Source organism: Streptomyces sp. NPDC015532, from assembly GCF_043078065.1.
Lineage (GTDB): Bacteria > Actinomycetota > Actinomycetes > Streptomycetales > Streptomycetaceae > Streptomyces.
Genome location: NZ_JBIBSY010000008.1, coordinates 152,647 through 178,997 on the forward strand (window position 1 = coordinate 152,647; position 26,351 = coordinate 178,997).

Here is a 26,351-nt window from a genome sequence, read left to right on the forward strand (position 1 = left end):
CCCGGGGATGTCTCGTGCGGACCACGCGCTCACGGCGTCACGTCGCACGCGGACGGCGGATCCGTCTCCGGCCCCGGGCCAGACCCGGCACCTCGACGAGACGACGGGTCAGCGCGGCCAACGGCAGCAGCACGGCGAAGAACGCCGCCTCCAGCAGGGGACTGTCGCGCCGGTACCGGCCGATCACGCTGTCGCTCACCGCCAGCAGGACCGGATGCACCAGGTACACCGAGTAGCTGACCGTCCCCAGCCAGGTCAGCGCGCGCGGAAATCTCCGGCGGCGCAGCGCGAGGGCCACGCCGAAGGTGAGCGCGGCCAGCAGGAAGGCGGCGATCCAGCCGCGCCGTGCGAAGGGGGCCGTCTCGCCGTGCTCGTACGCGCTGCCCACGGCGCAGACCAGCACGACGGCGGCGGTGCGGGCCGCGCACGGCCAGGTGCTCTCCCCGCTCTCCGCCCGCCGGACGGCGGTGCCGAGGAACATCACGGCCAGGATCACCAGGCCTTCCCAGAGCGGAACGGTGCCGTTGAAGGGGACCAGGACCAGCGCGAGCACGCCACCGGTCACGGCCCCCGGCACCCGCAGCGCCGACGTCGTGGAACTCCCGCAGCGGACGGCGAACACCAGCGCCGCCGCGGCGAGCGCGACGAGCGGGCCGGTACCGACCGCGCGGGAGAGCGCCGACGCGGGCGGCACGAACGCCACCGTCGCGCTCACGGCGGCCAGCGCTCCCAGAACCACCGCGACCGTCGCCGAACGCCGGTGCAGCCGGACCGTGAACAGGGCGACGACCAGCAGGTAGAACGCCAGCTCGTACGACAGCGTCCACAGGACGAGGACGACACTCGGCGTCCCCAGCAGTTCCTGGAGGAGGGTGACATGCGCGACCGCGACCGTGAGGGGATCGCGCCCGTCGAAGCGAGCGCCCGGATGCGCGACGCCCAGGAGATCCAGCGCGAGGACCGAGCCCACCACGGCGGCCCACAGCGGGTAGACGCGAAAGGCCCGCCCGATCCAGAAGGTCCTCACGCAGCCCCGGCGTTCGAGCGAGGCGGGGATGACGTAGCCGCTCACCAGGAAGAACACCATCACCCCGTACCGCCCGATGTTCAGCTGGGGCGTCACCTGCTCCCGGAACTCGGCCATGAAGGCGTACGAGGAATGGTCGACCGCCACGAGGAGCGCGGAGATCCCGCGCAGGGCGTCCAGCCAGCCCAGGCGTGGGGGAGCGCCCGAGCCGCCGGACGCGGGTGGGCCCGACGCCGGGGAGGGCCGCGGTGAAAGACGCTGGGGAACGGGAGGTGCGGGTGCCATGAACGTGCCTGCCTGGACCGGGTCCTGTGGGTGACGGGTGCGCAGGCCCGGCCGGGAAGGGCACGGCGGGCCGTGCGGCCCGGTCCGCGGCTCGCCGGCGCTCGGCTCGCGAGGCCCTGGACTCCCCATCGAAGTGCGGACACGCCGCGGAGCGGTACGGGACACGCCCTCAGGAGACGGCTTTCGCCGGGATCGCCTACGCGCCGGCCGGCCGCCCGGGGTGCCGGACACCGGGCAGTCGGTGAACGGGACCGGCCCGGCGACGGGCCGGCGCCCGTGGAAGGAGCGCGGGCCCGCCGCCCGTCGGCTCAGGTGCCGAGTGCGTGTCCGGTCGTCGAGTCCACGTGGTCCGGGATCTCGTCGTGGCGATCGCCCACGGTCGGTGTCCCGGCGGGCTCGAACATGAGGATCGCGGCGCCGGAGGGAGCGAACGGCTTGTGCTCCGTGCCCCGGGGAACGGTGAAGACCGCCCCTTGCGGGAGCAGGACCGTGCGCTCCCCGTCGGGCTCGCGCAACGAGATGTGCAGCTCGCCGTCGAGTACCAGGAAGAACTCGTCGGTGTCGTCGTGGACGTGCCAGACATGTTCGCCCGCGACCTTGGCGACGCGGACGTCGTAGTCGTTGACGCGCGTGACGATGCGGGGGCTCCACAGGGCGTCGAAGGAGGCCAGAGCCTTGCCGAGGGGAATGGGTTCGCTGCTCATGGGCTCATCCTGAGCCGTTTCGCACGGCCGGCGCGAGTGCTGGGAATCGCCCATGGCGGCGTCGTCTTGCGCGGGTGCGCCTCGCGTCGGGCGGGACATACGGGCGGCGAGCGGACCCGACCGCACCGGGCACGGAATGTCGGGTCCGGCACAGTGGGACCGCCCTAGCGTGGAGATCAGTGAGGGAAGGACGGCCAGGAGTGCTGGAGCGGCTGAATCAGGCCATGGACCACATCGAGGAACACCTCGGTGAGCCCATCGACGTGGCCGGGCTGGCCCGTATCGCCATGACGTCGGAGTACCACTTCCGGCGGATGTTCTCCGCGCTGGCGGGCATCCCGCTCTCCGAGTACATCCGCCGCCGGCGGCTCACGCTCGCCGGGGCCGAAGTGCTCGCCGGGGAGCGGACGCTGCTGGAGGTCGCGGTGCGGTACGGGTACAGCTCGGGCGAGGCGTTCGCGCGTGCCTTTCGCGCCGTGCACGGGGTCGGACCCGGCGAGGCGCGGCGGACGGGCGCGGCGCTGCACTCCCAGCCACGGATGTCCTTCCGGCTGATCGTCGAAGGGAGCGGCAGCATGCGGTACCGCGTGGTGGAGAAGGGCGGGTTCCGGCTCGTGGGCAGGGGGACACGGGTCCCGCTGGTCTACGAGGGGATGAACCCGGCCATCGTGGAGTTCGTCAAAGGAATCGGCAAGGAGACGCTGGGGCGCTGGCAGGAGTACGCGGACGGGGAGCCCGGCGGTGTCCTGGCCGCCGTCAGCAACCACTCCGCGGACGATGCGGAGGGCACCGAAATCGGCTACTTCCAGGGGGTGGTGAGCGACGCGGAGGTGCCCGGGGCTTCGGAGAGCCTCGACGTCGGGCCGGGGACGTGGGCGGTGTTCGAGTCCTCGGGCGCGTTCCCGACGGCGGTCCAGCACCTCTGGCGGGATGTGTACACGCAGTGGTTCCCCTCGAACCCGTACCGGAGCCGGCCGGGCCCGTCGCTCTCGCGCACCCGGGTGTCCGAGGACGGTACGCACGCGGACGCGGAGGTGTGGATTCCGGTGGAGCGGGCCGGCGGCTGAACCCCGAAGCGGGCCACGGCCCGCAGGGTCCTTCGGCCGGGCGATCAGGCAGAACCGCCCGCCGCAGGCGGGCGTGGATGCGCGCCGGTTCTCCGCCTGGTGATCCGTGCGGCCGCCGGGCCGGTGTCTCCGGCCCGGCGTTCAGCGTCCCGCGGAACCGTCCGCCGGCCCGGCACGCCCGCTTCGGCGGGAGTGTCAGACGTCCGCCGTCGGGCGCACCACATCACTGCCGTGCCGGAAGGCGGGGTGATCGCCGAGACGGCGTACGTAGTCCAGGAGCCGGGGATGCGAGCCGAGGGCGCCGGAGGGGCCCAGCCCGGTGAGAGCCGTCCACACGTCCACGTCCGCCGCCGTGAGCGTGTCACCCAACACGTAGGGCTTCGAAGCGAGTTGGCAGTCCAGCAGGTCCAGGGCCGCCGCGAGCTCCGAGGCCGGGGCGGACGCGGTGACATCGCGGTCCAGCAGATCGCGGAGCGCTTCGATGTCGGCGGCGAGGGACGGAGGGCGGAGCGCGGACGGGCTCGTCGTGGTGTGACCGGAGAACAGTCCGGCCAGATCGCGGAGGATGGCGGGCGGGTGGTTGCTGACGATGCGTCCGCTCCACCGGTCGCACAGGGCGGGAGCGGTGAGCGGTCCGTCGAAGTGGTACTCGGTGGCCTCGTAGGCGCGGCGCAGCGACGCGAAGGCGTCGGGTGTCCGCGCGGGGTCGGCCAGGAGCGTCGTGGCGACCGAGTCCCGCAGGCCGAGCAGGCCGAGGGTGATGGCGATACGCAGCGAGAACGGACAACTCCGCGACAGATACAGCTCGTAGCGGTGCGGAGCCGGGTAGAAGCCGCCGGCGAGACCGACACCGATGCGGCTGTCGACGCGGTGCGGGAGGGCGGACGATGCCACCGCCGGCTGGAGGCGAAGGGCCGAGGGGAACGAAATCTGCTCACAGGGGCGTGCGTTGGCAGTGCTGGACGTGCGCGAAGCTGTCTCGGGCATGACTCTCCCTGGGGGAAGAAGGAAGCCACCGCCGCTTTGTGGGCACCGGCGGCCGGATGCGGATTGACTGCGCTGGTCGCACCGGTCCGGATCGCACGGACCGGCCGCGAATCAGTAAGCGCTGGAGACACGCAACAGATCGATGTGCAGGCGCCTCGTCAAGCCGTTCCTTGGCATTCCCACCGGTCCCGACTTCGGGGCTCGCGAGACGCGAGACCGCACTTGCCCCACCGCACCGGCGGGACCCGGTCGTCACCCGGGGCACCCCGTCGCGGTGGAAGGGTTGCCTGTCAGCGGGCCGGGGCCGATGACCACTGGGGCGGGCGGACCCGCACCGTGGGCGCTGACAATCGTGACCGTCCATGCCAGTCTCGGTGCGCTCTGTTGTGCCGTCAAGGAGGCCGCACGCGCGGTCTCACCTGGTGGTCACCCGCATTGACATTGTTTTCGGCGCGGGCCTAACCTGCGGCCCACCACAGGATGCCTTTTCGGCCGGAGAAGAAATGGTGACGGCGATGCACACAGCTGACGGGACGGCCGCATGGCGGCGCCTCGGCCGTGATGTGCTGTGCGCCGACCGCTCCGTGGACCTGCTGCGTGTCAACAGCGCCCTCTGTACGGGCATGTGTCGCTCCCTCAGCCGAGGCTGACGGCCCCTTCGGGTCCTTGACGACCGCGGGCTGACGGCTCTCCTCCTCGACGACCACCGCTGTCGCGATGTGTCCTTTCCCGTCCAGCCCCCGTTCCACGTGTGCCCGCGCCTCGCCGCGCCCTGAGCCGTCCGGCTCGGCGTGGCGCTGCCGCTCCGTGGTCCGGGGTGTCCGAATCCGCTGGAGCTCTCCATGAGTCAACCTCCCGGCAGCGCTGTGTCCTTCGGAGCAGCGACGCCCGCCGAGGCGATCCCCCGTACCGACTTCCCCGCCGGGCCCAAGCCACTGGCGGCCCAGCGGGTCCTTCCGCTCCGGCGTCCCGGCCGCTGGATCATCACGGCCGTCGTGCTCGTGCTGGTCGCCCAGATCGCCCACGGCCTGGTGACCAACCCCTTCTACCAGTGGGATCGGTTCCAGTACTGGTTCTTCCGTCCGACCATCCTCGACGGCCTGCTCATCACCCTCGAAGTGGCTGCCTACAGCGCCGTGTTGGGCCTGCTCGGCGGCATCGTGCTGGCTCTGGCCAGGCTCTCCCGGAGCCCGGTGCTGCGCGCGGTCAGCTGGGTCTACACCTGGCTGTTCCGGTCGGTGCCGCTGATCGTGGTCCTGCTGTTCCTCTACAACTTCAGTGCCCTGTACCAGACGTTGAGCGTGGGCGTTCCGTTCGGGCCGGCGTTCTTCACCTTCGACGAGTCCCGCCTGGCCACCGACATGGCCGTCGCCGTCGTCGGACTGAGCCTGAACGAAGCGGCGTACGCCTCCGAAGTGGTGCGCGGCGGGCTCCTCTCCGTCGACCAGGGCCAGCACGAGGCGGCCTCCGCCCTGGGACTGCCGAAGCGGTACCAGTTCGGGAAGATCGTCTTCCCGCAGGCGCTGCGCTCCATCACCCCCAACTACGTGAACCAGCTGATCGGCCTGATCAAGGGCACCTCGCTGGTCTTCTACGTGTCCCTGCTGGACCTGTTCGGCTCCGTGCAGAGCATGGGCAGCACCTACCCGGGCGACATTGTGCCGCTGCTCCTCGTGGCCACCGCCTGGTATCTGATCCTCACCAGCGTCGTGTCCGTCATCCAGTTCTACGTCGAGCGGTACTACTCGCGGGGCGCGCTGCGCACCCTGCCGCCGACTCCGTTGCAGAAGGCGCGGAACGGTCTGCGTGACGTGCGGGCCCGGTTCCAGAGGGAGACGGCGATATGAGCGGCGAGACGCGTCTGACGACAGTGCGGGCAGGGACGGCCCCGGCCGCCGAGGCGGCGGACACGGCGTCGACCGCCGCCGTCCGGGCGGAGGACACCGCGGCGACCGCCGACAGCGCCGGAGCACTCCGGGCGGAGCCGGCCGCGGTCGAGGTGCACGATGTGCACAAGTGGTACGGAGCCCACCGGGTCCTGGACGGTGTGGAGTTGACCGTGCGGCCCGGCGAGGTGACGGTCGTCCTCGGCCCGTCCGGCTCCGGAAAGTCCACCCTCCTACGGGTGATCAACCACCTGGAGAAGCCCGAGATCGGCCATGTGAGCCTGAACGGTGAGCTCATCGGCGTCCGCAGGCACGGCGATCGACTCAAGGAGCTGAGCGAGCGGGCCATCCTGGCCCAGCGCAGCCGGATCGGGTTCGTGTTCCAGAACTTCAACCTCTTCCCGCACCTGACCGTGCTGGACAACGTGGCCGCCGCTCCCGTGGCGACCGGGCGGCTGTCCAGGGCCGGGGCGCGGGAACTGGCCCGCGATCTGCTCGCCCGGGTGGGCCTGGCCGACAAGGCCGCCGCCTACCCACGGCAGTTGTCGGGCGGTCAGCAGCAGCGCGTGGCCATCGCCCGCGCGCTCGCCCTGCGGCCCGGAGTCATCCTCTTCGACGAACCGACGTCGGCGCTCGACCCCGAACTGGTCGGTGAGGTTCTCGCCGTCATCAAGGATCTGGCCCACAGCGGCACGACCCTGGTCATCGTCACCCACGAGATCGGTTTCGCCCGCGAGATCGCCGACCGGGTGGTCTTCATGGACGACGGGCGCATCGTCGAACAGGGCCCGCCCGAGCAGGTGTTGGACCATCCGCGAGAAGCGCGCACCAGAGAGTTCCTGAGCAAGGTGCTCTGACCGCTTCCTCTCGGCGCGCGGCGAGAAGCCTCTCGCCGAGGCGCTCCCGCCTCGCCGCCCCGACCCGCGGGCGGGGCGGCCCCCCGATTCGACGGCCCGCCGGGACCGTTCCCCCACATCCCTCACCGCACACCCGATAAGGACAGCCATGCCCACCTTCAGCCTGAACCGCAAGGCCCTTCGCGGCGTCGCCGCCACCGCTGCCGTCGCCTCCCTCGCGGCCTCCCTCGCCGCGTGCGGGGCAGACAGCGACGCCGCCACCCGGACGCGGACCGACGCCGCCGGAACCGTGACCGTGGGCGCGCTCTCCAACGGGGCCGCCAAGGAGACCGTGCTGAAGGTCTCCGAGGTGAAGTCGATCAGCGATGAGCTGCCCAAGTCCGTAGCCGAGAGAGGCACGTTGGTGGTGGGGATCGGCGCACTGCCCGCCGGATCCCCGCCCCTGAACTTCGTCGGACAGGACCAGAAGACGCTCACCGGCAGCGAACCCGACCTCGGCAAGCTGGTCGCCGCGGTCCTCGGGCTGAAGCCGGTGGTGAAGAACTCGACCTGGGAGAACCTGTTCGTCGGCGTCGACAGCGGCAAGGTGGACGTCGCCTTCTCCAACGTCACCGACACCGAGGAGCGCAAGAAGAAGTACGAGTTCGCCTCGTACCGGCAGGACAACCTCGCCTTCGAGGTCCTGAAGAAGAGCACGTGGAACTTCGACGGCGACTACCGGAACCTGGCCGGCCAGACCGTCGCGGTGGGTGCCGGAACCAACCAGGAGAAGATCCTGCTGGAGTGGAAGGCGAAGCTGGCCAAGGCGGGCAAGAAGTTCACCGTCAAGTACTACCAGGACAACAACGCCACGGCCCTGGCCCTGAACAGCGGGAAGATCGACTCCTTCTTCGGCCCCAACCCGGCTGTCGCCTATCGCGCCATCCAGAACGCCAAGTCCCCCCACCCGACCCGCAACGCGGGTCAGTTCTCCGGCGCGGGCGAGACGATCCAGGGCCTGATCGCGGCCACCGCGAAGAAGGACAGCGGGCTCGCGAAGCCGGTGGCCGACGCCATCAACTACCTGATCAAGAACGGCCAGTACGGCAAGTGGCTGGCCTCCTGGAACCTCTCCAACGAGGCGGTGGAGACCTCCCAGGTCAACCCGCCCGGCCTGCCGCTCGACAACTCCTGAGCCACCGCGCGCCCCGGGACTTCGCCGTGCGCGACGAAGTCCCGGGGCGCGTCCGGCCGCGTTCCAGATACGGAGAACCCGCACCGCCATGTCCACCAGCGTCCACGCCGCCCCCGTCCCTTCCCCGACTCCTGCCCCACCGCACGTCCTGGACAACGCGGCGTGGGCCGCGTTGACCGGTCCGCACGCCCACCTCGCCGAGCGCGTCGGCCGGGCCGTCCGCTATCCCACGGACGTGTCCCCGTTCACCGCCCTCGCCGACCCCGCCGATCCCCGCGCGTGGGACGACCTGGCCGCGCTGGTCGGTCCGGGCGCGGTCACCCCCGTCACCGCGGTGCGGGCCGTACCCGATGGCTGGACGATCGAACACAGCGGCGACGGGGTCCAGTTGACCGCCACCGCGCTGCACTCGGAGCCCGCGCCCGAAGCGGTACGGCTCGGACTCGCCGAGGTGCCCGAGATCCTCGACCTGATCGCCCTCACCCGGCCGGGCCCCTTCCTGCCCCGTACCGTCGAACTCGGTACCTACCTGGGCATCCGGGAGGGCGGCCAACTGATCGCCCTGGCCGGCGAGCGTCTGCGCCCGCCGGGCTGGACCGAGATCAGCGCCGTGTGCACCCACCCCGGCCACCGAGGCCGAGGGCTGGCCACCCGCCTCGTCCGCGCCGTCGCGGCGGGGATCAGGGAGCGCGGGGACATCCCCTTCCTGCACGCCGCCGCCGACAACACGAACGCGATCCGGCTCTACGAGTCGATCGGGTTCACCCTGCGCCGCCGCACGCGGTTCGTGCTCGTCCGCACACCCGGCGGACAGCGGACGGTGTCCGCGGCGCGAGAAGAGGCCGGGCAGCCGGAAGAAAAGACGCGCCCGTGAGGTTGGGACTGTTCACGACCGTGCGGCGCCCTGTCGGGGACCCGCGAGGGTCGCGCGGAGGACGAACCCGGGAGCGCCGGGCCGAGAGGGCGGAGGCGAGGCACATGCGCCGTGCGTCCCGCCGTGTGCCGAGGCCGCTCGCACCCCGCCCCCTGCATCTGTACGGCCGGCCGCACATCGATCTGCTGCGGGTCGCCGGCGCGCTCTGTCGCCCCTGACCCGTCTCCACGCAGCCCCGCCCCGCTCGCCGGGGCCGGATTCCTCGTACGGCCGATCAGGAAGGCACCTCCCGTGTCCTCGTCACGCTCTCCCCTGCACCTCGCCGTCGCCCTCGACGGCGCCGGCTGGCACCCGGCCGCCTGGCGCGAACCGGTCGCCCGGCCCGGTGAACTGCTCACCGCCGCCTACTGGGCCGATCTGGTCACCGAGGCCGAGCACGGTCTGCTCGACTTCGTGACCATCGAGGACGCCCTCGGCCTCCAGTCCACCTCGCCCACGGAACCGGACGGCCGCACCGACCAGGTCCGCGGACGCCTGGACGCCGTCCTCATCGCCGCGCGGATCGCGCCACTGACCCGTCACATCGGCGTGGTGCCGACCGTAGTGGCCACCCACACAGAGCCGTTCCATATCTCCAAGGCGATAGCCACCCTCGACTATGTGAGCACCGGCCGTGCCGGTGTACGTGTCCAGGTCAGTGCACGCCAGAACGAGGCCGCGCACTTCGGACGCCGTACCCTCCCGCCGTTCCGACTCGAGGACTACCGCACGCCCGCCGGGCAGGAGCTCGTGACCGACCTCTTCGAGGAGGCCGCCGACTACGTCGAGGTGATCCGCAGGCTCTGGGACAGCTGGGAGGACGACGCGGAGATACGCGATGTCGCCACCGGCCGCTTCATCGACCGCGACAAGCTGCACTACATCGACTTCGAGAGCGGACGCTTCAGCGTCAAAGGCCCCTCGATCACCCCCCGGCCGCCCCAGGGCCAGCCGATCGTCAGCGCCCTGGCCCATGCCACCGTCCCCTACCGGTTGGTGGCCCGGGCCGCCGACCTCGGCTACGTCACCCCGCACGACGCCGTACAGGCACGCGCCGTCGTCGAGGAGATCCGCGCCGAACAGAGCGCGGCCGGCCGGGCGGACGAGACCGTGCACGTCTTCGGCGACCTCGTGGTCTTCCTGGACGACGCCCCCGGAGCCGCCGAGGCCCGCCGCGAACGCCTGGACGCCCTCGCGGGCCACCCGTACACCAGCGACGCGCGGATCTTCACCGGAACGCCGGCCGAACTCGCCGATCTGCTCCAGGAGTTCGGCGAGGCGGGGCTGTCCGGCTTCCGGCTGAGGCCCGCCGTCGTCGGACACGACCTCCCCGCGATCACCCGTGGTCTGGTGCCCGAACTCCAGCGCCGGGGCGCCTTCCGGCGGGCCTACGAGGCCGACACCCTGCGCGGGCTGCTCGGACTCGCCCACCCCGCGAACCGCTACGCCACCACCGCCTGAGCCGGAAGGACCCCCGACCATGAGCAAGCCGCTCAAGCAGATCCATCTCGCGGCGCACTTCCCCGGCGTCAACAACACCACCGTGTGGAGCGACCCCGAGGCCGGCAGCCATATCGAGTTCAGCTCCTTCGCGCACTTCGCGCGCACCGCCGAACGTGCCAAGTTCGACTTCCTGTTCCTCGCCGAAGGCCTGCGCCTGCGCGAACAGGGCGGACACATCTACGACCTGGACGTCGTCGGACGGCCCGACACCTTCACCGTCCTCACCGCGCTCGCCGCCGTCACCGAGCACCTCGGTCTGACCGGCACCATCAACTCCACCTTCAACGAGCCCTACGAGGTGGCCCGCCAGTTCGCCAGCCTCGACCACCTCTCCGGCGGGCGCGCCGCCTGGAACGTCGTCACCTCCTGGGACGCCTTCACCGGCGAGAACTTCCGGCGCGGCGGCTTCCTGCCGCAGGAGGAGCGCTACTCGCGGGCCAAAGAGTTCCTGGCCACGGCCAACGAGCTCTTCGACTCCTGGCGGGGGGACGAGATCGTCGCCGACCGGGCGGGCGGTACCTTCCTGAACGACGCCAAGGCCGGAGCCTTCGTCCACCACGGACAACACTTCGACATCGAGGGGCAGTTCAACGTCCCGCGCTCCCCGCAGGGCCGCCCGGTGATCTTCCAGGCCGGTGACTCCGAGGAAGGCCGCGAGTTCGCCGCCTCCGGCGCCGACGCCATCTTCAGCCGCTACTCCACGCTCAAGGAGGGCCAGGCCTTCTACACCGATGTCAAGGCGCGTCTCGCCCGCTACGGCCGCCGTTCCGACCAGCTGCTGATCCTGCCCGCCGCGACCTTCGTGCTCGGGGACACCGACGCCGAGGCCGAGGAGCACGCCCGCGAGGTACGGCGCCTCCAGGTCAGCGGTGCCACCGCCATCAAGCACCTGGAATTCGTCTGGAACCGCGACCTGTCCGCCTACGACCCGGACGGCCCGCTGCCCGACATCGATCCGGACCTCGGCGAACACACCGTCGCCCGCGGCCGCGCACAGGTCCGGATGTACCGCGACCCGCTGGCCACCGCCCGTGAGTGGCGGGAGCGGGCGGCCGCCAACAAGTGGTCCATCCGCGACCTCGTCATCGAGACCGGCAGCAGGCAGGCCTTCGTCGGCAGCCCGGCCACGGTCGCCGCGACCATCGACCACTTCGTCCAGGCGGACGCCTCCGACGGCTTCATCCTCGTCCCGCACATCACCCCGGGCGGACTCGACGCCTTCGCCGACAAGGTCGTCCCGCTCCTCCAGGAACGCGGCGTCCACCGCACCGAGTACGAGGGCACCACCCTGCGCGACCACCTCGGTCTCGACCACCCCGACGCCGGGAGCCCGGCCGACCGGGTGGCGTCATGAAGTTCCTGGCGATCACCCTGATCGTGCACGCGCCCCACCCCGTCACCGGGATCCGGAAACCCACGAACGACCGCTTCCGCGAGGTGATCGACAACGCGCTGCTCGCCGAGGAGCTGGGCTTCGACGGCTTCGGCGTGGGGGAGCGGCACGAGCGTCCGTTCATCTCGTCCTCACCGCCCGTGGTCCTCAGCCACATCGCCGCGCTCACCTCACGGATCCGGCTGTTCACCGCGGTCACCACACTCAGCCTCCTCGACCCGGTACGGGCGTACGAGGACTACGCGACGCTCGACCATCTGTCGGGCGGACGCCTGGAGCTGATCGTCGGCAAGGGGAACGGCGCCGCCCAACGGGAGCTGTTCCAGGTCACCCCCGAGGACCAGTGGGACCGCAACGCCGAGAGTTATGAGGTGTTCCGCCGGATCTGGAGGCAGGACAAGGTCACGGCGGCGACCCGCTTCCGCCCGGAACTCAAGGACGCCGAGGTGTGGCCCCGTCCCCTCCAGCGGCCCGTGCGGGTCTGGCACGGCAGCGCCACCAGCAAGGAGTCGGTCGACCTGGCCGCCCGCCACGGCGACCCGCTCTTCTCCGCCAACGTCACCAACCCCATCGAGCCGTACGCCGAGTTGATCCGCCACTACCGCGAACGCTGGGAGCACTACGGCCACGATCCGGCCGCCATCGCGGTCGGCGCGGGGACGGCCGGCATCCACGCGGCCCGGACCTCCCAAGAGGCGATCACCGCCTACCGGCCCGTCTTCGAGGGCAACCTGGCGTTCCAGAAGCGGCTCGGACTGGAGCCGGTGTTCACCTCGCTGGAGGACTTCGTGGAGCGCAGCTCGGCACTGATCGGCAGCCCCCAGCAGATCATCGACAAGGTGCACCGCTACCACGCCGAGTTCGGGCACAGCGTGCTGCATCTGCACGCGGACGCCGGGGGACTGACCGACCGTCAGCACAGGGACTCGCTCGAACTGTTCCAGTCCGCCGTCGCGCCCGTGCTGCGCCGCGAGATTCCCGATCCGCCGTTCCCGTGGGAGCCGGTCCTCGGGCCGTCCGGGCCCGCGCCCGAAGCCGTACCCGTTCTCGAACCCGTCCGTACATCCGCCGAGCGCTGAGGAGACCCCCGCACATGTCCGACATCCCCCTCGGCGTCCTTGATCTCGTTCCGATCTCCTCCGGCTCCACCGCCGGCGACGCCCTGCGCAACTCCATCGATCTGGCCCGGCGGGCCGAGCGTCTCGGATACGCCCGCTACTGGTTCGCCGAACACCATCTGAACCCGGGCGTGGCCGGAACCTCGCCCGCGGTCGTCCTCGCCCTGACCGCCTCCGCGACCTCGACCATCCGGCTCGGCTCCGGTGCCGTGCAACTCGGCCACCGCACCGCCCTGTCCACCGTCGAGGAGTTCGGCCTGATCGACGCGCTGCACCCCGGGCGCCTCGACCTGGGCCTCGGGCGCTCCGGTGGCAAACCGTCCGGCCCGCCTTCCGCTCCGCCCGTGACCGCGACCCCCGTGGTCGACGGCCGCGCCCCGAACGGACTCCGCATTCCACCCCGCTTCTCCTTCGAACACCTTCTGGGCTCACCGCGGGTCGCCGTCCAGCGCGCCCTCCTCCAGCAGCCCAACGCCGAGTCGCAGGACTACGGCGAGCAGATCGACGACATCCTCGCGCTGCTCGCGGGCACCTACCGTTCGGCGGACGGCACCCAGGCGCGCGCCGTCCCCGGCGAGGGCGCCGACCTGCAACTGTGGATCCTGGGCAGCAGCGGCGGGACGAGTGCCGAGGTCGCGGGCCGCGGCGGGCTCAGGTTCGCGGCGAACTACCACGTCAGTCCGGCCACCGTGCTGGAGGCGGTGGACGGCTACCGAGCGGCGTTCCAGCCCTCCGAGGTCCTCGACAAGCCGTACGTCAGCGTGTCCGCCGACGTCGTGGTCGCCGAGGACGACGAGACGGCCCGTGAGCTCGCCACGGGATACGGCCTCTGGGTCCGCAGCATCCGTACGGCCGAGGGGGCCATCGAGTTCCCCACGCCGGACGAGGCGCGCGCCCACGTCTGGTCGGACGCCGACCGGGCACTCGTCCAGGACCGTCTCGACACCCAGTTCATCGGCTCACCGCGTCGCGTCGCCGACCAGTTGGAGCAGCTCCAGGAAGCCACCGGCGCCGACGAGTTGCTGATCACGACGATCACCCACGGGCACGCGGACCGGGTGCGGTCCTACGAGCTGCTGGCCGAGGAGTGGCGCCAGAGGTGAGCCGCCGTCGGCCGCCGGGGACGAACCTCGCCGGCGGCCGTGAGCCGGACCGGACCGGTCGGCACGGAATCGCACAGCGTGCGCGACCGTGCCGACCGGTCCGTTTTCGTTCCGTCGCGGGATCGGCGTACACCGGCACCACGCATGGCATGGCTTCACCCCGCGCACCGGGGACCGACATCCACGGTGTGCGGGGTGAAAGGTGTGCGGGGTGAAGCCGGCGGGTCCGGTTCAGCCGGTCGACGCGAGAGCGGTCGTACGGCCTCCCAGCGCGGCGGAGAAGTGGTCCGTCACCTGTTCCAGCGCCTGGGCCGCGGCGGGCGCGATCACGGCGGTGCCGTCCTCGCCCGCGGTGACATCCTTGTCGAGGGTGAACCAGCCGGGCACGATGTGCGACGCGCCCATAGACGTGAGCACCGGACGCAACGCGTAGTCGATGGCCAGAACATGGGCCGTACTCCCGCCGGTGGCGAGGGGCAGTACGGTCTTGCCGGCCAGCGCGTACTGCGGGAGCAGGTCGAGGAGCGACTTCAGCAGGCCCGAGTAGGCGGCCTTGTACACGGGCGTGCCGATCACCACGCCGTCCGCCCCCTCGAACAGGGCGGCGGCCTCGACGATCGCGGGGTGCCGGAAGTCGGCCCCGAGCAGTGCCTGGGCGGGAAGGGCGCGTACCTCCAGCGGAATCACCTCATGCCCGTGGAGGCGGAGCCGGTCGTCGAGGTGACGCAGGAGACGGGTGGTGCGGGACGTGGGGGAGGGGCTTCCGGAGACGGACACGATCGTGGCCATGGCGGACCTTCCGGGTCGGGATTCGGTTGCGTGCGGCGGATGCGCGGTGAACGGCGGTGCGAGCGCGGCGGAGGGGCCCCCGCCGCGCCCCGCCGCGAGCCTCACCAGGCGCTCGACCGCACGGTGATCAGGGGCCGCAGGTCGCCCCGCAGCGCTTCGAGGAAGCCGACGACCTCGGCCGCCACCGAGCGGTGCTGAAGGTCGTTGAGGACGTCGTGGTGGGCGCCGTGCACGACCGAGAGGCGGGCCAGTGGGAGCGACTTGGCCAGGCCGGCGAGTGCCTCGTGGTCGGCGAGCGGATCGGCGTCGCCGACGAGCAGCAGGGCGGGGAGGGCCGTCTCGCTGTCGTAGGCCGCGGTGACCAGGGAATCCGGTACGGCGTCGTTGAGCGACCCGCGTCGTACCTGGGCGTCCTGGGAGAGGTTCCCGCGATGCGTGGGGCACGAGGTGCGGACGTCGAGCTCGTCGTCCCACGTCTCGACGGCGGCGCCGGTCTCCGCGGACGGGCCGGGAAGACCGGCGAGGACGAGGGCGTTCGGCCACCAGGAGGCCGGGGCCAGGTCCCCGCCGAAGAGCGCGGCGAGCGCGACGGCTCCCGAGTCCGCCCCCACCAGGACGACCGGCCGTACGACACCGTCCTTCGCGGAGGTGCCCTCGACGGCCTCGGCGAGCCGGGCCGCCAGATCGGTCAGGGACGCGGCCGGGTCCTCGGCGTCGAGGGCCGGGGGGTCGATCACCCGGACGCGGTACGCGTCGGCGGCGAGCCGACCGCCCAGGCGCGCGTAGGTCGCCCGGGTCTCGCCGCGACCGGGCACCACGAGGATCGTGCCGCGGACGAGGAGCCCTTCGGGCCCGTGGTGATCGCTGTACTCGGTCATCTCAAGACTCCTGCGGGTGCGGGTGCGGGTGCGGGTGCGGGTTCGACGGACGCCGGCTCGTCCGGGCGCGCGGGCTTCCAGCCCAGCGCGGGCGCCACCTCGGTCGCGATGAGTTCGAGGGCACGGACGGCGGCGTCGTGGTCGGGAACGGCGGGGTTGAACTGGGTGATCAGGTCCGTCGCGACGGGCAGGACCTTCTCGCGGCCCAGGGCCGCGACGATGTCGTCCGGGTGGCCGTAGAAGGCGTGGAAGCGGCGCAGCGCCTCGTCCGCGCCGAGGCCCTTCGGGAAAGCTCCGCTCTCGGACATGCGCAGTGCCGCCCGGTGCACGTCGTCGCCGATCGCGCGGAGCGCCGTGCGCCGGTCCTTGGCCGGAAAGACGAAGCGCGACAGGCCGATGCGCGGGCGGTGCGGCTGGTCCCAGGCGGCGAGGAAGGCGTCGGCCCAGGGCCGCTGCACCTCGTCGGTGGGGGCGTCGAACCCGTAGGCCGCCCGGTTGAGCAGCAGGTTCGAGCCGCGGCGCGCCGCGTACTCGGCTCCCTGCGCGCTGAAGACGCCCTGCCAGACGCGGCGGCCGAAGTCGCCGGGGCGGGGCTGGATGCGGAAGCCGGGTGCGCCCACCTCGTCGTGCGCCAGGGCCCGGCGCAGGACGTCGAGGTTCTCGCTGGTCAGTTCGCGCTTGCGGCCGGCGTCCTTGCCGAACGCGGCGTACTCCAGGGCGCTCGATCCGCTGCCCACGCCGATCTCGACCCGGCCGCCGCTGAGGGCGTCGACGGTGGCGATGTCCTCGGCGAGGCGGACCGGGTCCTCCAGCGGGAGGACGGTGACGGCGGTGCCCAGGCGGATCCGGGTGGTCCGCGCGGCCGCGTGGGCGAGGAAGGCCCAGGGCGAGGACAGCCCGCCGCCCTCGAGGGAGACGTGGTGCTGGGCGACCCACCCGACGTCGAAGCCGAGTTCGTCCGCCACGGCGAACAGTTCCTGCGCGTTGCGGTAGGTACGGGCGATGTCGTGATCGCGCCCCTGGACGTGGGTGAGGAAGCCGAGCCGGAAACGTGGTCGCTCGCTCGTCATGGGATGTCGGCCTTTCGGTGTCGGGCCGCCGTGCCGGCCGGCTGTCGGGTGTGCGGGCCGGTGGCCCCGGCCGGTGGGGGCGAAGGCGTGGTCCACCGGCCGGTCGCGGTGCGAATCTCAGTCGCTCACGAGCTGCGGCTCGCGGGTGTGACGGTTGGCCGGGACGGGCAGGCCGAGGTTGCCGCGCAGGGTGTCGGCCGCGTACTCGGTACGGAACAGCCCGCGCTTCTGGAGGATCGGGACGACCCCGTCGACGAAGAGGTTCAGTTCGTCCTCGGTGCGGAAGGCCAGGTTGATGCCGTCGAAGGTGCCGGCGTCGAACCACTTCTCGATGGTGTCGGCGACGGTCTCCGGGGCGCCGACGAAGGGCGAGCCGCGGAACTGGTTCACCGACTCCGCGACTTGACGCAGGGTCAGGCCCTCGGTGCGGGCCCGCTCGATGAGGGCGGACGCTCCGGTGCGGCCGCCCTTCTCCGCGAGGTGCGCGACATCGGGGAACGGCGCGTCCAGGTCGTGCGCGCTGAAGTCGTAGGCACCGAAGGAGCGGCCGAGCAGGGCGAGGTTGCGGTCGAAGTCGTTGTCCTCCTCGAAGATCTCCCGTTCGCGGCGCCGGGCGGCCTCGTCGGTGGCGGCGACGACCGGGCTCCCGTGGATGAAGATCTTGATGTGGTCCGGGTTCCGGCCGTAGGAAGCGGTGCGCTTCTTGATGTCGGCGTAGTAGTCCTGGGCCTGCTGGAGGGTGCCGCCCGGTGCGTAGATGCCCTCGGCGACCTGTGCGGCCAGGTCACGGCCCTCCTCGGAGACCCCGGCCTGGAAGATGACCGGCTGGCCCTGCGGGGAGCGGGAGAGGTTGAGCGGGCCCGCCACCTTGAAGTGCTCGCCCTCGTGGTCGAGCGCGTGCAGCCTGGCCGGGTCGAGGAACACGCCCCGGGCCACGTCGGCCGGGAAGGCGTCGTCCTCGTAGGAGTCCCACAGGCCGCGGGCGACCTGGACGAACTCCAGGGCGCGGCCGTAGCGGGTCGTGTAGTCGAGGTGTTCGTCGAGTCCGAAGTTCCGGGACGTGCCGGTGTCGAAGCTGGTGACGACGTTCCAGCCGGCCCGGCCGCCGCTGATGTGATCGAGGGAGGCGAACCGGCGGGCCAGGTTGAACGGCGAGTTGTACGTCGAACTCGCCGTGCCGACCAGGCCGATGTGCCGGGTGTGGGTCGCCACCGCGGACAACAGGGTCAGCGGTTCCAGGCGATTGAGGTAATGCGCCGGATAGGTGGCGTTGATGAACTGGCTGTCGACGATGAACAGCGCGTCGAAGAGGGCGTGTTCGGCCGCCTTCGCGAGCCGGATGTAGTAGTCGATGTCGATGCTGGAGTTCTTCGCCACGCGCGGGTCCTTCCACAGACCGTGCTGGCCGGGACCACCGACGCCGTAGGGGTGCAGGGCGAGATGAAGGGTGCGGGGCATGGCGTTTCTTCCTGTCTATCGGGAGGGTCAGACGTTCAGCAGGGCCCGCAGAGCGGCGCGTTCGGCCCGGTCGGCCGGGGCCGAGTGCAGCGTGGGGGCGGAACGGACCAGCAGGCGGGTGTAGGGGTGCCGGGGCCGGGCGATGACCTCGCGGGCGGCGCCGGTCTCGACCAGCTCGCCCTGGTACAGCACGGCGATGCGGTCGGCGATCCCGGCGACGGAACCGAGGTCGTGGGAGATGAAGACGAGGGCCACACCCTCGTCGCGGAGGTCCTGGAGGATCCGCAGGATCTGGACGCGGTTGGCGGAGTCCAGGGCGCTGACCGGCTCGTCGAGGATGACGAGCCGGGGCTCGGTGACCAACGCCCGTGCCACGGCGACGCGTTGGCGCTGGCCGCCGGAGAGTTCGCCGGGCAGCCGGCCGAGAAGGTCCTCGGAGAGGTGGACGCGGGCGAGGAACGCGCGGACCCGGCGTGCGGCCTCGTCGCGGGACACACCCCGCACGAGCAGCGGCTCGGCCAGGGAGGCCTCGATCGTGAGGTCCGGGTCGAGGCTGCGCAGCGGGTCCTGGAAGACGTACTGGACGAGACCGCGGCGGCGCAGCGCGCGCCACCCGTGCCCGCCGTAGGCCGTGACGTCCTCACCGTCGATGACGACGGATCCCGCGGAGGCGCGCACCAGGCCGAGCACGGCCCGCGCCAGGGTGGACTTGCCCGAGCCCGTCTCGCCGATGATCCCGACGGTCTCGCCGGGGACGACGCGCAGCGAGACGCCGCGCAGCGCGTGCCGGCGCCGCCGGCGCGGTCCGTAGCGCACTTCGAGGTCCGTGACCTCCAGGACGGGCCGGGTCGGCCCCCCGGAGACGGTGGCTCCCGCGGCCGGGGCGGTGTTCACGGCCCGGGTGTTCATGTCCTGGGTGTCCGTGGCTCCGGTGTTCACGGCCTCGGTGTCCGCGGCTTCGTTCCTCGCGGTCTCGGTGCTCATGCGTCCTCCTCGGGCGCGAGGAACTTCTCCAGGCCGTACTGCTGGTGTTCGGCGATCAGCAGCCGGGTGTACTCGTGCCGCGGACGGTGGAGTACGTCCGCGGTCGGCCCTTGTTCGACCACCTCGCCGTGGCGCATGACGAGGACCTCGTCGCACAGCTGGGCGACGACGGCCAGGTCGTGGGAGACCACGACGAGCGCCAGTCCGGTCCGCTCGCGCAGATCGGCGAGCAGGTCGAGGATCTCGGCCTGGACGGTGACGTCGAGCGCGGTGGTGGCCTCGTCGGCGATGAGGATCCGCGGTCCGGCGGCGATCGCCACGGCGATGAGGACCCGTTGGAGCATGCCGCCGGACAGCTCGTGGGGGTACTGGGCGCTGACGAGTTCCGGGTCCCGCAGGTGGACCGACCGCAGCAGTTCGACCGCCCGGCGGCGGGCCGCGCGCCGCTTCAGTCCCTTCTTGACCCGGACGACCTCGGCGATCTGGGCCCCGACCCGGATCGAGGGGTTGAGATAGGACGCCGGGTCCTGGAAGACCGCGCTGATCGTCCCGCCCCGCAGGTCCGTCCATCGGGCCGGGGACAGTCCGGCGATGTCGCTGCCGTCGATCTCCACCGAGCCGCCGGTGATCTCGAAGGGGGCGGGCAGGATGCCCAGGGCGGCGCGGCAGGTGAGGGTCTTTCCGCTGCCGGACTCGCCGACGATGCCGACGGCGCGGCCCGGTGTGAGCGCGAAACTCACGCCGTGCACGATCTCCCGGCCGGTGGCCGGGTCGCCGATGCGCACATCGCGTACGGCCAGCACCGGGGACGAAGAGCGGACCGGTTCGGCGGGACTGTGTCCGGGGTGTCCGGCGGGTGCCTCGGTCGTCCCGGCAGCCTGGGTGGGGAGCTTTTCGGACAGGGTGGTCATCGCGCACCTCCTGCGGGAGCGGGGTCGGCCTCGGTGCGGCGGCCGGCGCGTGCGCCGCGGTCGGCGGACGGCGTGCGGCCCGCCTCGCCGGAGACGTCCCGGACGGCGTCGGCGAGGAGGTTGCAGGCCCAGACGGTCACCATGATCAGCAGGGCGGGGGCGAGCGGCGCCCAGGGCTGGTGGCTGAGGTAGCCCAGGTCCGAGGCGAGCAGGCCGCCCCAGGTGGGTGCGGGGGGCTGGACCCCGATCCCGAGGAAGGTCAGGCTCGACACGATGACGAAGCCGACCCCGACCGTCTGCGCGAGCGCGACCGCGATCGGCGGAAGGACCTTGCCCCAGATGTGGCGGCGTACGATCCAGCCGGTCGAGGCGCCCGAGATGATCGCGGCCTCCACGTACGGCGAGCGGGCGACGGCCAGGGTGGCCGCGCGGGCCACGCGGTAGAACAGCGGGGACACCAGCGCGCCGGTGACCAGCATCGCCTGGGTGAGGCCGTTGCCGAGCAGGGCGACGACGGCGACGGCGAACAGCAGGAACGGCAGGGCGACCAGGGTGTCGGCGAGCCGGAGGGTGACCCATTCGAAGACCCGGCCGAGGTGGACCGACAGGATGCCGGGGACGGCGCCGATGGCCAGGGCCGTGAACGCGACCTCCAGCGAGCCGAGGACGCTGACCCGGGAGCCGTCGAGGAGCCGGCTCAGCACGTCGCGGCCGAGGTAGTCGGTCCCCAGCCAGTGGGCGCCGGAGGCGGCGGCGAGCGGATGGTCGCTGGTCGCCAGGGGGTTCTGCGGAGCGAGCAGCGGCCCGAACACGGCGAGCACGGCTATCGCGGTGAGGACGGCCAGGGCGATCCTGCCGGAGGTGAGGGCGAGAATGCGGCGCACCATGGTCACACCCCCCGCCGCGAGGCAGTCGTGACGCGGGCCAGCACCAGGTTGACGAGCAGGTTGAAGGCGACGACCAGGACGATCGACACCACGAGGACGCCCTGCACGGCCGGTACGTCCCCGGCCTGCGCCGAGTCGTTGGCGAACCGTCCGAAACCCTGGAGTCCGAAGATCCATTCCGTGACGACGGAGGCGCCGACCAGGGCGGGGAACTTCAGGCCGAGGGTGGCGAGCGCGGGCCCGAGGCCGTTGCGCAGCACGTGGCCGAAGAAGATCCGGCGCGGGCCGAGCCCGCGGACCACCGCGCCGGTCACGTAGTTCTCGCGATAGGCGCCGACGAGGCTTCCGCGCAACTGGCGGGCGACATCGGCGACGACATCGAAGCTCAGCGCCACGGCGGGCAGGGTGATGTGCGCGAGCCACGGCCCGAACCCCTGCTCCGCCGGTATGTATCCGGCGGACGGGAACAGGTGCAGTCCCACCGAGAAGACGGCGACCAGCACGATGCCGACGACGAAGGCCGGCATCACCGAGATGAGCGTCACGAAGCCGGTGATCGCGCGGTCGACCCAGGTGGTGCGGCGCACCGCCGCGAGCGTGCCGAGACCGAAGCCCGCGACGACACCGATGATCAGCGCGAAGGTCGCCACCGACAGGCTCACGCCCAGGCCGAGGCCGATGAGGGTGGAGATGTCGGCGCCGTTGGTCCAGCTCGTGCCGAGCCGGCCGTGCAGGACGTCACCGAACCAGTCCCCGTACTGGACGAGGAAGGGCCGGTCGAGGCCCCAGTGGGCCTCGACACGGGCGACCGCCTCGGGAGTCGCCTCCTCGCCCAACTGGATGCGCGCCGGGCTGAGTCCGCTCAGCGACCGCAGCGCGAACGTCACGAACGTCGCGACCAGGAAGACGGGCACGAAGATCGCGACCGACCGGGCGAGGGTGGCCAGGACGCGGCCCAGGGTGTGCCCGGTCCTGGCCGCGGCGGCCGGGAGACGGACGTCGGGCGGGGCCGTTGCCTCCGTCGTCGTCATGGGTTGCCCCCTCTCTGTGATGGACGGAGTGTCAGTTGCCGCCGGCGATGGTCACGCCGGTCCAGTCGATGTGGGCGGGGTTCTTCGGCAGGTCGGAGATGGTCTTGCTCTTGGCGATGAGGTTGGGCGAGGAGTAGGTGAAGACCAGCGCCTGGCTCTTGAGACCGGCCCGGGTCGCCGCCTGGAGGACCTTCGCGTAGTCGGGCGAGTCCAGCGGGGTCCGGCGGACCTTGGCGATGGCCGCCTCGAAGCCGGACGGCTCGTAGGGCGAGCTGAGGTTGAGCGGGCCGTTCGGGCCGAAGTGCGCGGTGAGCGTCTGCGCCGCGGAGTCACGGCCCGTGGTGCCGTACAGGGAGAACGCCAGGTCCTTGGCGAAGAACGGAGTGGCCCAGTTCTTGTCGATCTTGATCGTGACGGTGATGCCGACCTTGGCCAACTGCGCCTGGACTATCTCGGCTTGAGGGTCCTCGGCCGGGATGACCAGGTTGAGCTTGAGGTCACCGGGCTGGTGACCGGCCTCGGCGAGAAGCTTCTTCGCCTTCGCGGGGTCGTACGCGTAATCGCCGGCCGACTCCGGGTCGAAGGCGACGTACCCCTTCGGGAACGGCTGGTTGGTCACCGAGCCGTAGCCGAAGGTCAGCTTGTCGACGAACTCCTGACGGTTGATCGCGTAGCGGACCGCGTCGACGACCTTGTCGTTGTCGAACGGCGCCTTGTTGGTGTTGAGGCTGAGGTTGGAGGCGTTGAAGCCGGGCTGGACGAAGACGTCGAGTCCGGCCTTCTTGGCCGCGTCGGCCTGACTCGGGGCTATGTCGGCGAAGTTGTAGACGCCGGTCTGGAGTCCGGAGACGACGGTGGAGGCGTCGGGGGCGGAGCTCAGCTCGACGGTGTCGATGTGGATGTTCTTCGCGTCCCAGTAGTCCGGGTTCTTCTTCAGGACGGCCTTGGTGCCCGGGACGAGCTGGGTGACGATGAACGGGCCGGCGCCGACCGGCCCCTGGTCCAGCTTGCCGGGGGACGCCGCCGCCTTCGGGCTGGCGATCTGAAGGACGCGCTCGCCCAGCAGTTGGGGGATCTGGTAGTCGACCTGGCTGAGGTGGATCACCGCGTCGAGACCCTTGGCGTCCACCGCCGTGATCGAGGTCAGGTCGCCGAACAGGGCGGAGTTCTTCTGCTTCTTGGCCCGCTCGATCGCGGCCTTCACGGCGGCACCGTCGACCGGCGCGCCGTCGCTGAACTTCAGGTGCGGCCGCAGATGGAAGGTGATCACATCACCCTTGGCGTTGTAGTCCCAGCTCTCGGCCAGGTCGGGCACGGCCTTCCCGGTGTCGTCCGTCCGGGTCAACGAGGCATAGACCAGGGCGAGTTCGCGGAACTGGGCGCCGCTGCCGCTGACCACCGGGTCCCAGTGGGCGGGGAAGTAGGAGGAGGTCCACTTCAGCGCGGCGGAGCCGGCGGACGCGGAGGTCTCGCCGCCGCAGGCGCTCAGCGCGGGGACGAGCGCGGCGGCCAGGGCGGTGCCCAGGGCGGCGGCGCGCAGCCGGCCGGGTCGAGGGGCGGAACGGAAGGCCGGGGCGGGGGTGCGGGGCGTGAGACGTCCGGGCATCGGATTGCTTTCTGCGAAGGCTCCCGCCGCGCCGGGGCGGCGCGGTGGGGAGCGAGGCCGGCCCACTCCGCGGACGGACGCCACGCATGCCGGAGACGCGCATGCCGGTGTGTGCTTCGGTGCGCACGGGGGCATGCCGCGTTCAGGGCAGGAGGCGTCGGCGGATCGCGGGGAGGGCCGGGAGGCCGGGGGAGCGGAGACGACGAAACGCTGGGAGAACGGCGCGCGATGACGGGGGCCGGGCGGCGGGTCGGCTCGGGGCCGGTGCCGGCGGGACGGGCGTCAGGCGCCTGGGGGCCGCGGCTGGCGGGCGGTCAGCGACAGAGTGCGCTGCAGGTGCGCCGCAGGTCCACGTAGCGGCACACCACGCCGGGGTGCGTCGTGAGCATGGTGCACATCCTGGGGCCGGTTCTCGGCGGCTGTCAATGGACACCATTTGGTGTCTCATTGGGCGGGACGGGTTCTGACCGCTGATCAGAGCACCGCCAGGGACGGGACGCGGCACCAGTGCCCGCCCTGCCCCGCCCTGACCACCGGTCAGAGGCCCGTCGGGGCCCGGACGGGGCGCCACGGTCGCGCCGTCAGGGCGCGGTGGGAGCGCCGCGGTCGCGGGCCGGATGCACGGCGGCTTCCTCCGGGTGCAGCCACAGGGGGCCGTTGCCGGTCTCGACGCGCACGGCGTCCCCGGGAGGCCACGGGCCGTCGCTCAACACCGCCGCCTCCGGGCCGGTCAGGCTCCGGTACCGCGCGAGCGCCACCGGGGGAGCCGGCCGCGCGGGCTCCGTGAGCAGCCCGGGGCTCAGTTCGTCGACCGCCGACGCGTACTCCTCGTACGCGTGCCAGCCGGGTACGACGCGCCGTCCCGCGGGAGAGCGGACCAGCAGCGTCGGCAGCGCGTAGCGGTACCCGCCGTCGGCGGTCTCCTTGGCGGCACCGGGATGCGGTGAACCACCGCGCACCGACAGCACCTCGGCGACCGGCCGACGCGCCTCCGACCGGTCGGCGAGCACCGCTTCCCGGACCGACGCCGACGCCGCGTCGGCGGCCAGCCGCTCATGGTCGAGGCCCGGCACACCCCGTAGCGCGGACAACGCCAGCGCCGGGGTGTCCGCCGGTTCCCCGAGCACGAACACGCTCTCCCGCAGCCGCCGCAGCACCCGCCCGGCCACCTCGTCGCCCTGACGCTCCGCGGCCTTGGCCGCCAGCGAGGACGGCCACGAACTCGCCGCCACCCGGCTCAGCCGCCGCGCCCGCGGTGCCCCGGTGTGAGCGCTGATGTCCTTGACGTACCGCGCGTACCAGGCGGTCTCGGCGGCGGGATCGGGCGGTGGGTCGTCGTCGTGGTCGAACAGGACGCAGTACGCGCGCCGCCAGCGGACCCGGCCCGCCAGCGCGGTCCGGAGCCTGCGGAACACCGGCTCCGATCCCCAGGCCCAGGGACACAGCGGGTCGGTGTACTCGACGACCTCCACCGCGTCCGAGGCGTCGGCCACCTCCGCCGCGTCCACGACCGGCCGGTCCGGCGGGCGGGTCACGCGGCTCCCTTGTGGCCCATCCGCCCGGCCGCCTGGGCTGGCAGCAGCGCGGTGAGCGTCGTCCCGCCCAGTACGGCCGCGGCCTCCGCCTCGATACGACGCCAGACCCCGGGAAGCCCGGAGGCGGGCCCCGGATAGTCGAGCCCGGCCAGCGGCTCGCCCCGCAGGGTGATCAGCTCACCGTCCACGGCGCGTACGACGTCCAGCAGGGTGATCTCGTCGGCGGGCCGGCCGAGCCAGTACCCGCCCTCGCAGCCGCGTTGACTGCGTACCAGGCCGGCCCGGCGCAACTCGCCCACCACGGACTTCAGGAAGCGGAACGGAACATGCTGCGAGGAGGCTATGGCCTCACAGGTGAGCGGGCGGGCCGGTTCGCGGGCGAGCTCCAGCAGAGCTCGCGTGGCGTAGTCCGCCTTCGCGGAGATATGCATGGGCCCATGATGCCCGACCAGGGGTGCGCCGGCGGGGTCTCCACCGGTTCCCCACGTACATTGCGGGAACATTGCCGCAGGTGAAGCGCAATGGATACCTCTTGACATCCTTTTCCGGGCCGCTCTAGCGTCCCCCTTCATGAGCGAGCCGTCGACAACCCCCGGCGAAGGTTTCCACCCCCATCTCCCGGACGCCGAAGGGCGGTCCGTAGGCCCCCTGCGCACCCGCCTGCACCACGTCCGCGCCGACGCCCTCGACGGCGACACGGCGCAGTCCGGTGGCATGCGCCGATTCGCCGCCGTCAGCGGCACCACCGTCGGTTCCGAGAAGCTGTGGATGGGCCAGACCCACGTCGCCCCCTCCACCGCCTCCTCGGACCACCACCACGGAGCCTCCGAGACCGCCATCTACGTGGTCAGCGGACACCCCGAGTTCGTGTTCCTCGACGACTCGGGGGAAACGCCCGAGGAACTGCGGCTGCGCACCTCACCCGGTGACTACATCTTCGTGCCGCCGTTCGTGCCGCACCGCGAGGAGAACCCGGACCCCGCCGAGGAGGCCGTCGTGGTCATCGCCCGCAGCACCCAGGAGGCGATCGTGGTCAACCTGCCGGGCCTGTACGTGCTGCGGGACGGGGAAGAGGGCTGACGGCCCGGGCCGTTCGATGACCCGGTGGGTACGGTAGCGAGGAGAACGTCGTGACCTGCGACGCGACCGGCCCGTGGAAGGAAGCACCGAGATCATGCGCGTCAT

The 26,351-nt window shown here is 71.9% G+C and carries 26 protein-coding genes and 1 riboswitch; of the genes, 11 read left to right on the forward strand and 15 right to left on the reverse strand.

Features of this window, described 5'->3' with window-relative positions:
* Positions 1-37: 37 nt before the first annotated feature.
* Both ACF07B_RS24225 and ACF07B_RS24230 read right to left on the reverse strand, forming a co-directional pair.
* Positions 38-1,198 carry an acyltransferase family protein gene (locus ACF07B_RS24225; protein WP_392180594.1) on the reverse strand — a complete coding sequence of 387 codons (1,161 nt, stop codon included), beginning with the start codon at positions 1,196-1,198 and terminating at the stop codon, positions 38-40.
* A 422-nt stretch (positions 1,199-1,620) separates the two neighbouring features.
* Entirely contained in the window at positions 1,621-2,016 is a 396-nt protein-coding gene (locus ACF07B_RS24230) for a cupin domain-containing protein (protein WP_392180463.1), read from the reverse strand.
* Positions 2,017-2,216: 200 nt separating this feature from the next.
* On the opposite strand from ACF07B_RS24230, the gene ACF07B_RS24235 reads away from it, so the two are divergent.
* Positions 2,217-3,083: a helix-turn-helix domain-containing protein gene (locus ACF07B_RS24235; protein WP_369484570.1), complete on the forward strand. Its 867-nt coding sequence runs from the start codon at positions 2,217-2,219 to the stop codon at positions 3,081-3,083.
* Between the two features lie 195 nt (positions 3,084-3,278).
* Here ACF07B_RS24235 and ACF07B_RS24240 read toward each other — a convergent pair whose 3' ends face one another.
* Complete coding sequence (locus ACF07B_RS24240) at positions 3,279-4,070, reverse strand: glutathione S-transferase C-terminal domain-containing protein (RefSeq protein ID WP_392180464.1); 792 nt, start codon at positions 4,068-4,070, stop codon at positions 3,279-3,281.
* Positions 4,071-4,181: 111 nt separating this feature from the next.
* Positions 4,182-4,247: a putative leader peptide gene (locus tag ACF07B_RS24245; RefSeq protein ID WP_351121255.1), complete on the reverse strand. Its 66-nt coding sequence runs from the start codon at positions 4,245-4,247 to the stop codon at positions 4,182-4,184.
* 36 nt (positions 4,248-4,283) lie between these two features.
* Positions 4,284-4,428: riboswitch (SAM riboswitch) on the reverse strand.
* A 484-nt stretch (positions 4,429-4,912) separates the two neighbouring features.
* Between ACF07B_RS24245 and ACF07B_RS24250 the strand changes: the two genes are divergently transcribed.
* From ACF07B_RS24250 to ACF07B_RS24290, 9 genes are all read left to right on the forward strand, one after another.
* Positions 4,913-5,917, forward strand: a complete 1,005-nt coding sequence (locus ACF07B_RS24250) for an amino acid ABC transporter permease (RefSeq protein WP_392180465.1) — start codon at positions 4,913-4,915, stop codon at positions 5,915-5,917.
* A complete protein-coding gene (locus tag ACF07B_RS24255; protein ID WP_384241614.1) occupies positions 5,914-6,813 on the forward strand; it encodes an amino acid ABC transporter ATP-binding protein in 900 nt (299 codons plus the stop codon). The genes ACF07B_RS24250 and ACF07B_RS24255 overlap by 4 nt, the downstream gene beginning before the upstream one ends.
* Before the next feature lie 148 nt (positions 6,814-6,961).
* Positions 6,962-7,987, forward strand: coding sequence for a transporter substrate-binding domain-containing protein (locus tag ACF07B_RS24260; RefSeq protein WP_392180466.1), 1,026 nt, complete (start codon positions 6,962-6,964; stop codon positions 7,985-7,987).
* 88 nt (positions 7,988-8,075) lie between these two features.
* Positions 8,076-8,861, forward strand: a complete 786-nt coding sequence (locus tag ACF07B_RS24265; protein ID WP_392180467.1) for a GNAT family N-acetyltransferase — start codon at positions 8,076-8,078, stop codon at positions 8,859-8,861.
* A gap of 104 nt (positions 8,862-8,965) precedes the next feature.
* Positions 8,966-9,079, forward strand: coding sequence for a putative leader peptide (locus tag ACF07B_RS24270; protein WP_369480671.1), 114 nt, complete (start codon positions 8,966-8,968; stop codon positions 9,077-9,079).
* Positions 9,080-9,152: 73 nt separating this feature from the next.
* On the forward strand, positions 9,153-10,361 hold the full coding sequence (locus ACF07B_RS24275) for an LLM class flavin-dependent oxidoreductase (RefSeq protein ID WP_392180468.1): 1,209 nt from the start codon (positions 9,153-9,155) through the stop codon (positions 10,359-10,361).
* A 19-nt stretch (positions 10,362-10,380) separates the two neighbouring features.
* Positions 10,381-11,757, forward strand: coding sequence for an NtaA/DmoA family FMN-dependent monooxygenase (locus ACF07B_RS24280; protein WP_384242089.1), 1,377 nt, complete (start codon positions 10,381-10,383; stop codon positions 11,755-11,757).
* Positions 11,754-12,875 (forward strand): LLM class flavin-dependent oxidoreductase, encoded by a 1,122-nt coding sequence (locus ACF07B_RS24285; protein WP_392180469.1) that lies wholly within the window; start codon positions 11,754-11,756, stop codon positions 12,873-12,875. Before ACF07B_RS24280 ends, ACF07B_RS24285 begins: the two co-directional genes overlap by 4 nt.
* A 14-nt stretch (positions 12,876-12,889) precedes the next feature.
* A complete protein-coding gene (locus ACF07B_RS24290; protein WP_392180470.1) occupies positions 12,890-14,017 on the forward strand; it encodes an MsnO8 family LLM class oxidoreductase in 1,128 nt (375 codons plus the stop codon).
* A 231-nt stretch (positions 14,018-14,248) separates the two neighbouring features.
* Here ACF07B_RS24290 and ssuE read toward each other — a convergent pair whose 3' ends face one another.
* The 11 genes from ssuE to ACF07B_RS24345 form a co-directional block, all read right to left on the reverse strand.
* Positions 14,249-14,806 carry an NADPH-dependent FMN reductase gene (gene ssuE, locus ACF07B_RS24295; RefSeq protein ID WP_362390855.1) on the reverse strand — a complete coding sequence of 186 codons (558 nt, stop codon included), beginning with the start codon at positions 14,804-14,806 and terminating at the stop codon, positions 14,249-14,251.
* Between the two features lie 101 nt (positions 14,807-14,907).
* Positions 14,908-15,684, reverse strand: coding sequence for an alpha/beta hydrolase (locus ACF07B_RS24300; RefSeq protein ID WP_392180471.1), 777 nt, complete (start codon positions 15,682-15,684; stop codon positions 14,908-14,910).
* Positions 15,681-16,754 carry an LLM class flavin-dependent oxidoreductase gene (locus tag ACF07B_RS24305; RefSeq protein ID WP_392180472.1) on the reverse strand — a complete coding sequence of 358 codons (1,074 nt, stop codon included), beginning with the start codon at positions 16,752-16,754 and terminating at the stop codon, positions 15,681-15,683. Before ACF07B_RS24305 ends, ACF07B_RS24300 begins: the two co-directional genes overlap by 4 nt.
* A gap of 117 nt (positions 16,755-16,871) precedes the next feature.
* A complete protein-coding gene (locus ACF07B_RS24310; RefSeq protein WP_369480679.1) occupies positions 16,872-18,212 on the reverse strand; it encodes an LLM class flavin-dependent oxidoreductase in 1,341 nt (446 codons plus the stop codon).
* 27 nt (positions 18,213-18,239) lie between these two features.
* A complete protein-coding gene (locus ACF07B_RS24315; protein ID WP_392180595.1) occupies positions 18,240-19,121 on the reverse strand; it encodes an ABC transporter ATP-binding protein in 882 nt (293 codons plus the stop codon).
* 71 nt (positions 19,122-19,192) lie between these two features.
* Positions 19,193-20,107: an ABC transporter ATP-binding protein gene (locus tag ACF07B_RS24320; RefSeq protein ID WP_392180473.1), complete on the reverse strand. Its 915-nt coding sequence runs from the start codon at positions 20,105-20,107 to the stop codon at positions 19,193-19,195.
* Entirely contained in the window at positions 20,104-20,994 is an 891-nt protein-coding gene (locus ACF07B_RS24325; RefSeq protein WP_384241237.1) for an ABC transporter permease, read from the reverse strand. Before ACF07B_RS24325 ends, ACF07B_RS24320 begins: the two co-directional genes overlap by 4 nt.
* 2 nt (positions 20,995-20,996) lie before the next feature.
* Positions 20,997-22,025, reverse strand: coding sequence for an ABC transporter permease (locus ACF07B_RS24330; RefSeq protein ID WP_392180474.1), 1,029 nt, complete (start codon positions 22,023-22,025; stop codon positions 20,997-20,999).
* 31 nt (positions 22,026-22,056) lie between these two features.
* The gene (locus tag ACF07B_RS24335; protein ID WP_392180475.1) at positions 22,057-23,631 is read right to left on the reverse strand and encodes an ABC transporter substrate-binding protein; all 1,575 of its coding nucleotides are present in this window, start codon (positions 23,629-23,631) and stop codon (positions 22,057-22,059) included.
* Between the two features lie 581 nt (positions 23,632-24,212).
* Positions 24,213-25,139 carry a DsbA family protein gene (locus tag ACF07B_RS24340; protein ID WP_392180596.1) on the reverse strand — a complete coding sequence of 309 codons (927 nt, stop codon included), beginning with the start codon at positions 25,137-25,139 and terminating at the stop codon, positions 24,213-24,215.
* 23 nt (positions 25,140-25,162) lie between these two features.
* On the reverse strand, positions 25,163-25,597 hold the full coding sequence (locus tag ACF07B_RS24345) for an RrF2 family transcriptional regulator (protein WP_392180476.1): 435 nt from the start codon (positions 25,595-25,597) through the stop codon (positions 25,163-25,165).
* Between the two features lie 139 nt (positions 25,598-25,736).
* Between ACF07B_RS24345 and ACF07B_RS24350 the strand changes: the two genes are divergently transcribed.
* Positions 25,737-26,246, forward strand: a complete 510-nt coding sequence (locus ACF07B_RS24350; protein ID WP_392180477.1) for a cupin domain-containing protein — start codon at positions 25,737-25,739, stop codon at positions 26,244-26,246.
* Positions 26,247-26,351 lie beyond the last annotated feature (105 nt).

What these genes read in the sequence shown, in the direction of transcription:
- ACF07B_RS24310 (WP_369480679.1), bottom strand. Translation starts at nt 18,212, where the DNA reads ATGCCCCGCACCCTTCATCTCGCCCTGCACCCCTACGGCGTCGGTGGT.
- ACF07B_RS24280 (WP_384242089.1), top strand. Translation starts at nt 10,381, where the DNA reads ATGAGCAAGCCGCTCAAGCAGATCCATCTCGCGGCGCACTTCCCCGGC.
- ACF07B_RS24320 (WP_392180473.1), bottom strand. Translation starts at nt 20,107, where the DNA reads ATGACCACCCTGTCCGAAAAGCTCCCCACCCAGGCTGCCGGGACGACC.
- ACF07B_RS24315 (WP_392180595.1), bottom strand. Translation starts at nt 19,121, where the DNA reads ATGAACACCCGGGCCGTGAACACCGCCCCGGCCGCGGGAGCCACCGTC.
- ssuE (WP_362390855.1), bottom strand. Translation starts at nt 14,806, where the DNA reads ATGGCCACGATCGTGTCCGTCTCCGGAAGCCCCTCCCCCACGTCCCGC.
- ACF07B_RS24230 (WP_392180463.1), bottom strand. Translation starts at nt 2,016, where the DNA reads ATGAGCAGCGAACCCATTCCCCTCGGCAAGGCTCTGGCCTCCTTCGAC.
- ACF07B_RS24330 (WP_392180474.1), bottom strand. Translation starts at nt 22,025, where the DNA reads ATGACGACGACGGAGGCAACGGCCCCGCCCGACGTCCGTCTCCCGGCC.
- ACF07B_RS24285 (WP_392180469.1), top strand. Translation starts at nt 11,754, where the DNA reads ATGAAGTTCCTGGCGATCACCCTGATCGTGCACGCGCCCCACCCCGTC.
- ACF07B_RS24260 (WP_392180466.1), top strand. Translation starts at nt 6,962, where the DNA reads ATGCCCACCTTCAGCCTGAACCGCAAGGCCCTTCGCGGCGTCGCCGCC.
- ACF07B_RS24300 (WP_392180471.1), bottom strand. Translation starts at nt 15,684, where the DNA reads ATGACCGAGTACAGCGATCACCACGGGCCCGAAGGGCTCCTCGTCCGC.
- ACF07B_RS24350 (WP_392180477.1), top strand. Translation starts at nt 25,737, where the DNA reads ATGAGCGAGCCGTCGACAACCCCCGGCGAAGGTTTCCACCCCCATCTC.
- ACF07B_RS24255 (WP_384241614.1), top strand. Translation starts at nt 5,914, where the DNA reads ATGAGCGGCGAGACGCGTCTGACGACAGTGCGGGCAGGGACGGCCCCG.
- ACF07B_RS24270 (WP_369480671.1), top strand. Translation starts at nt 8,966, where the DNA reads ATGCGCCGTGCGTCCCGCCGTGTGCCGAGGCCGCTCGCACCCCGCCCC.
- ACF07B_RS24325 (WP_384241237.1), bottom strand. Translation starts at nt 20,994, where the DNA reads ATGGTGCGCCGCATTCTCGCCCTCACCTCCGGCAGGATCGCCCTGGCC.
- ACF07B_RS24250 (WP_392180465.1), top strand. Translation starts at nt 4,913, where the DNA reads ATGAGTCAACCTCCCGGCAGCGCTGTGTCCTTCGGAGCAGCGACGCCC.
- ACF07B_RS24335 (WP_392180475.1), bottom strand. Translation starts at nt 23,631, where the DNA reads ATGCCCGGACGTCTCACGCCCCGCACCCCCGCCCCGGCCTTCCGTTCC.
- ACF07B_RS24265 (WP_392180467.1), top strand. Translation starts at nt 8,076, where the DNA reads ATGTCCACCAGCGTCCACGCCGCCCCCGTCCCTTCCCCGACTCCTGCC.
- ACF07B_RS24240 (WP_392180464.1), bottom strand. Translation starts at nt 4,070, where the DNA reads ATGCCCGAGACAGCTTCGCGCACGTCCAGCACTGCCAACGCACGCCCC.
- ACF07B_RS24345 (WP_392180476.1), bottom strand. Translation starts at nt 25,597, where the DNA reads ATGCATATCTCCGCGAAGGCGGACTACGCCACGCGAGCTCTGCTGGAG.
- ACF07B_RS24290 (WP_392180470.1), top strand. Translation starts at nt 12,890, where the DNA reads ATGTCCGACATCCCCCTCGGCGTCCTTGATCTCGTTCCGATCTCCTCC.
- ACF07B_RS24305 (WP_392180472.1), bottom strand. Translation starts at nt 16,754, where the DNA reads ATGACGAGCGAGCGACCACGTTTCCGGCTCGGCTTCCTCACCCACGTC.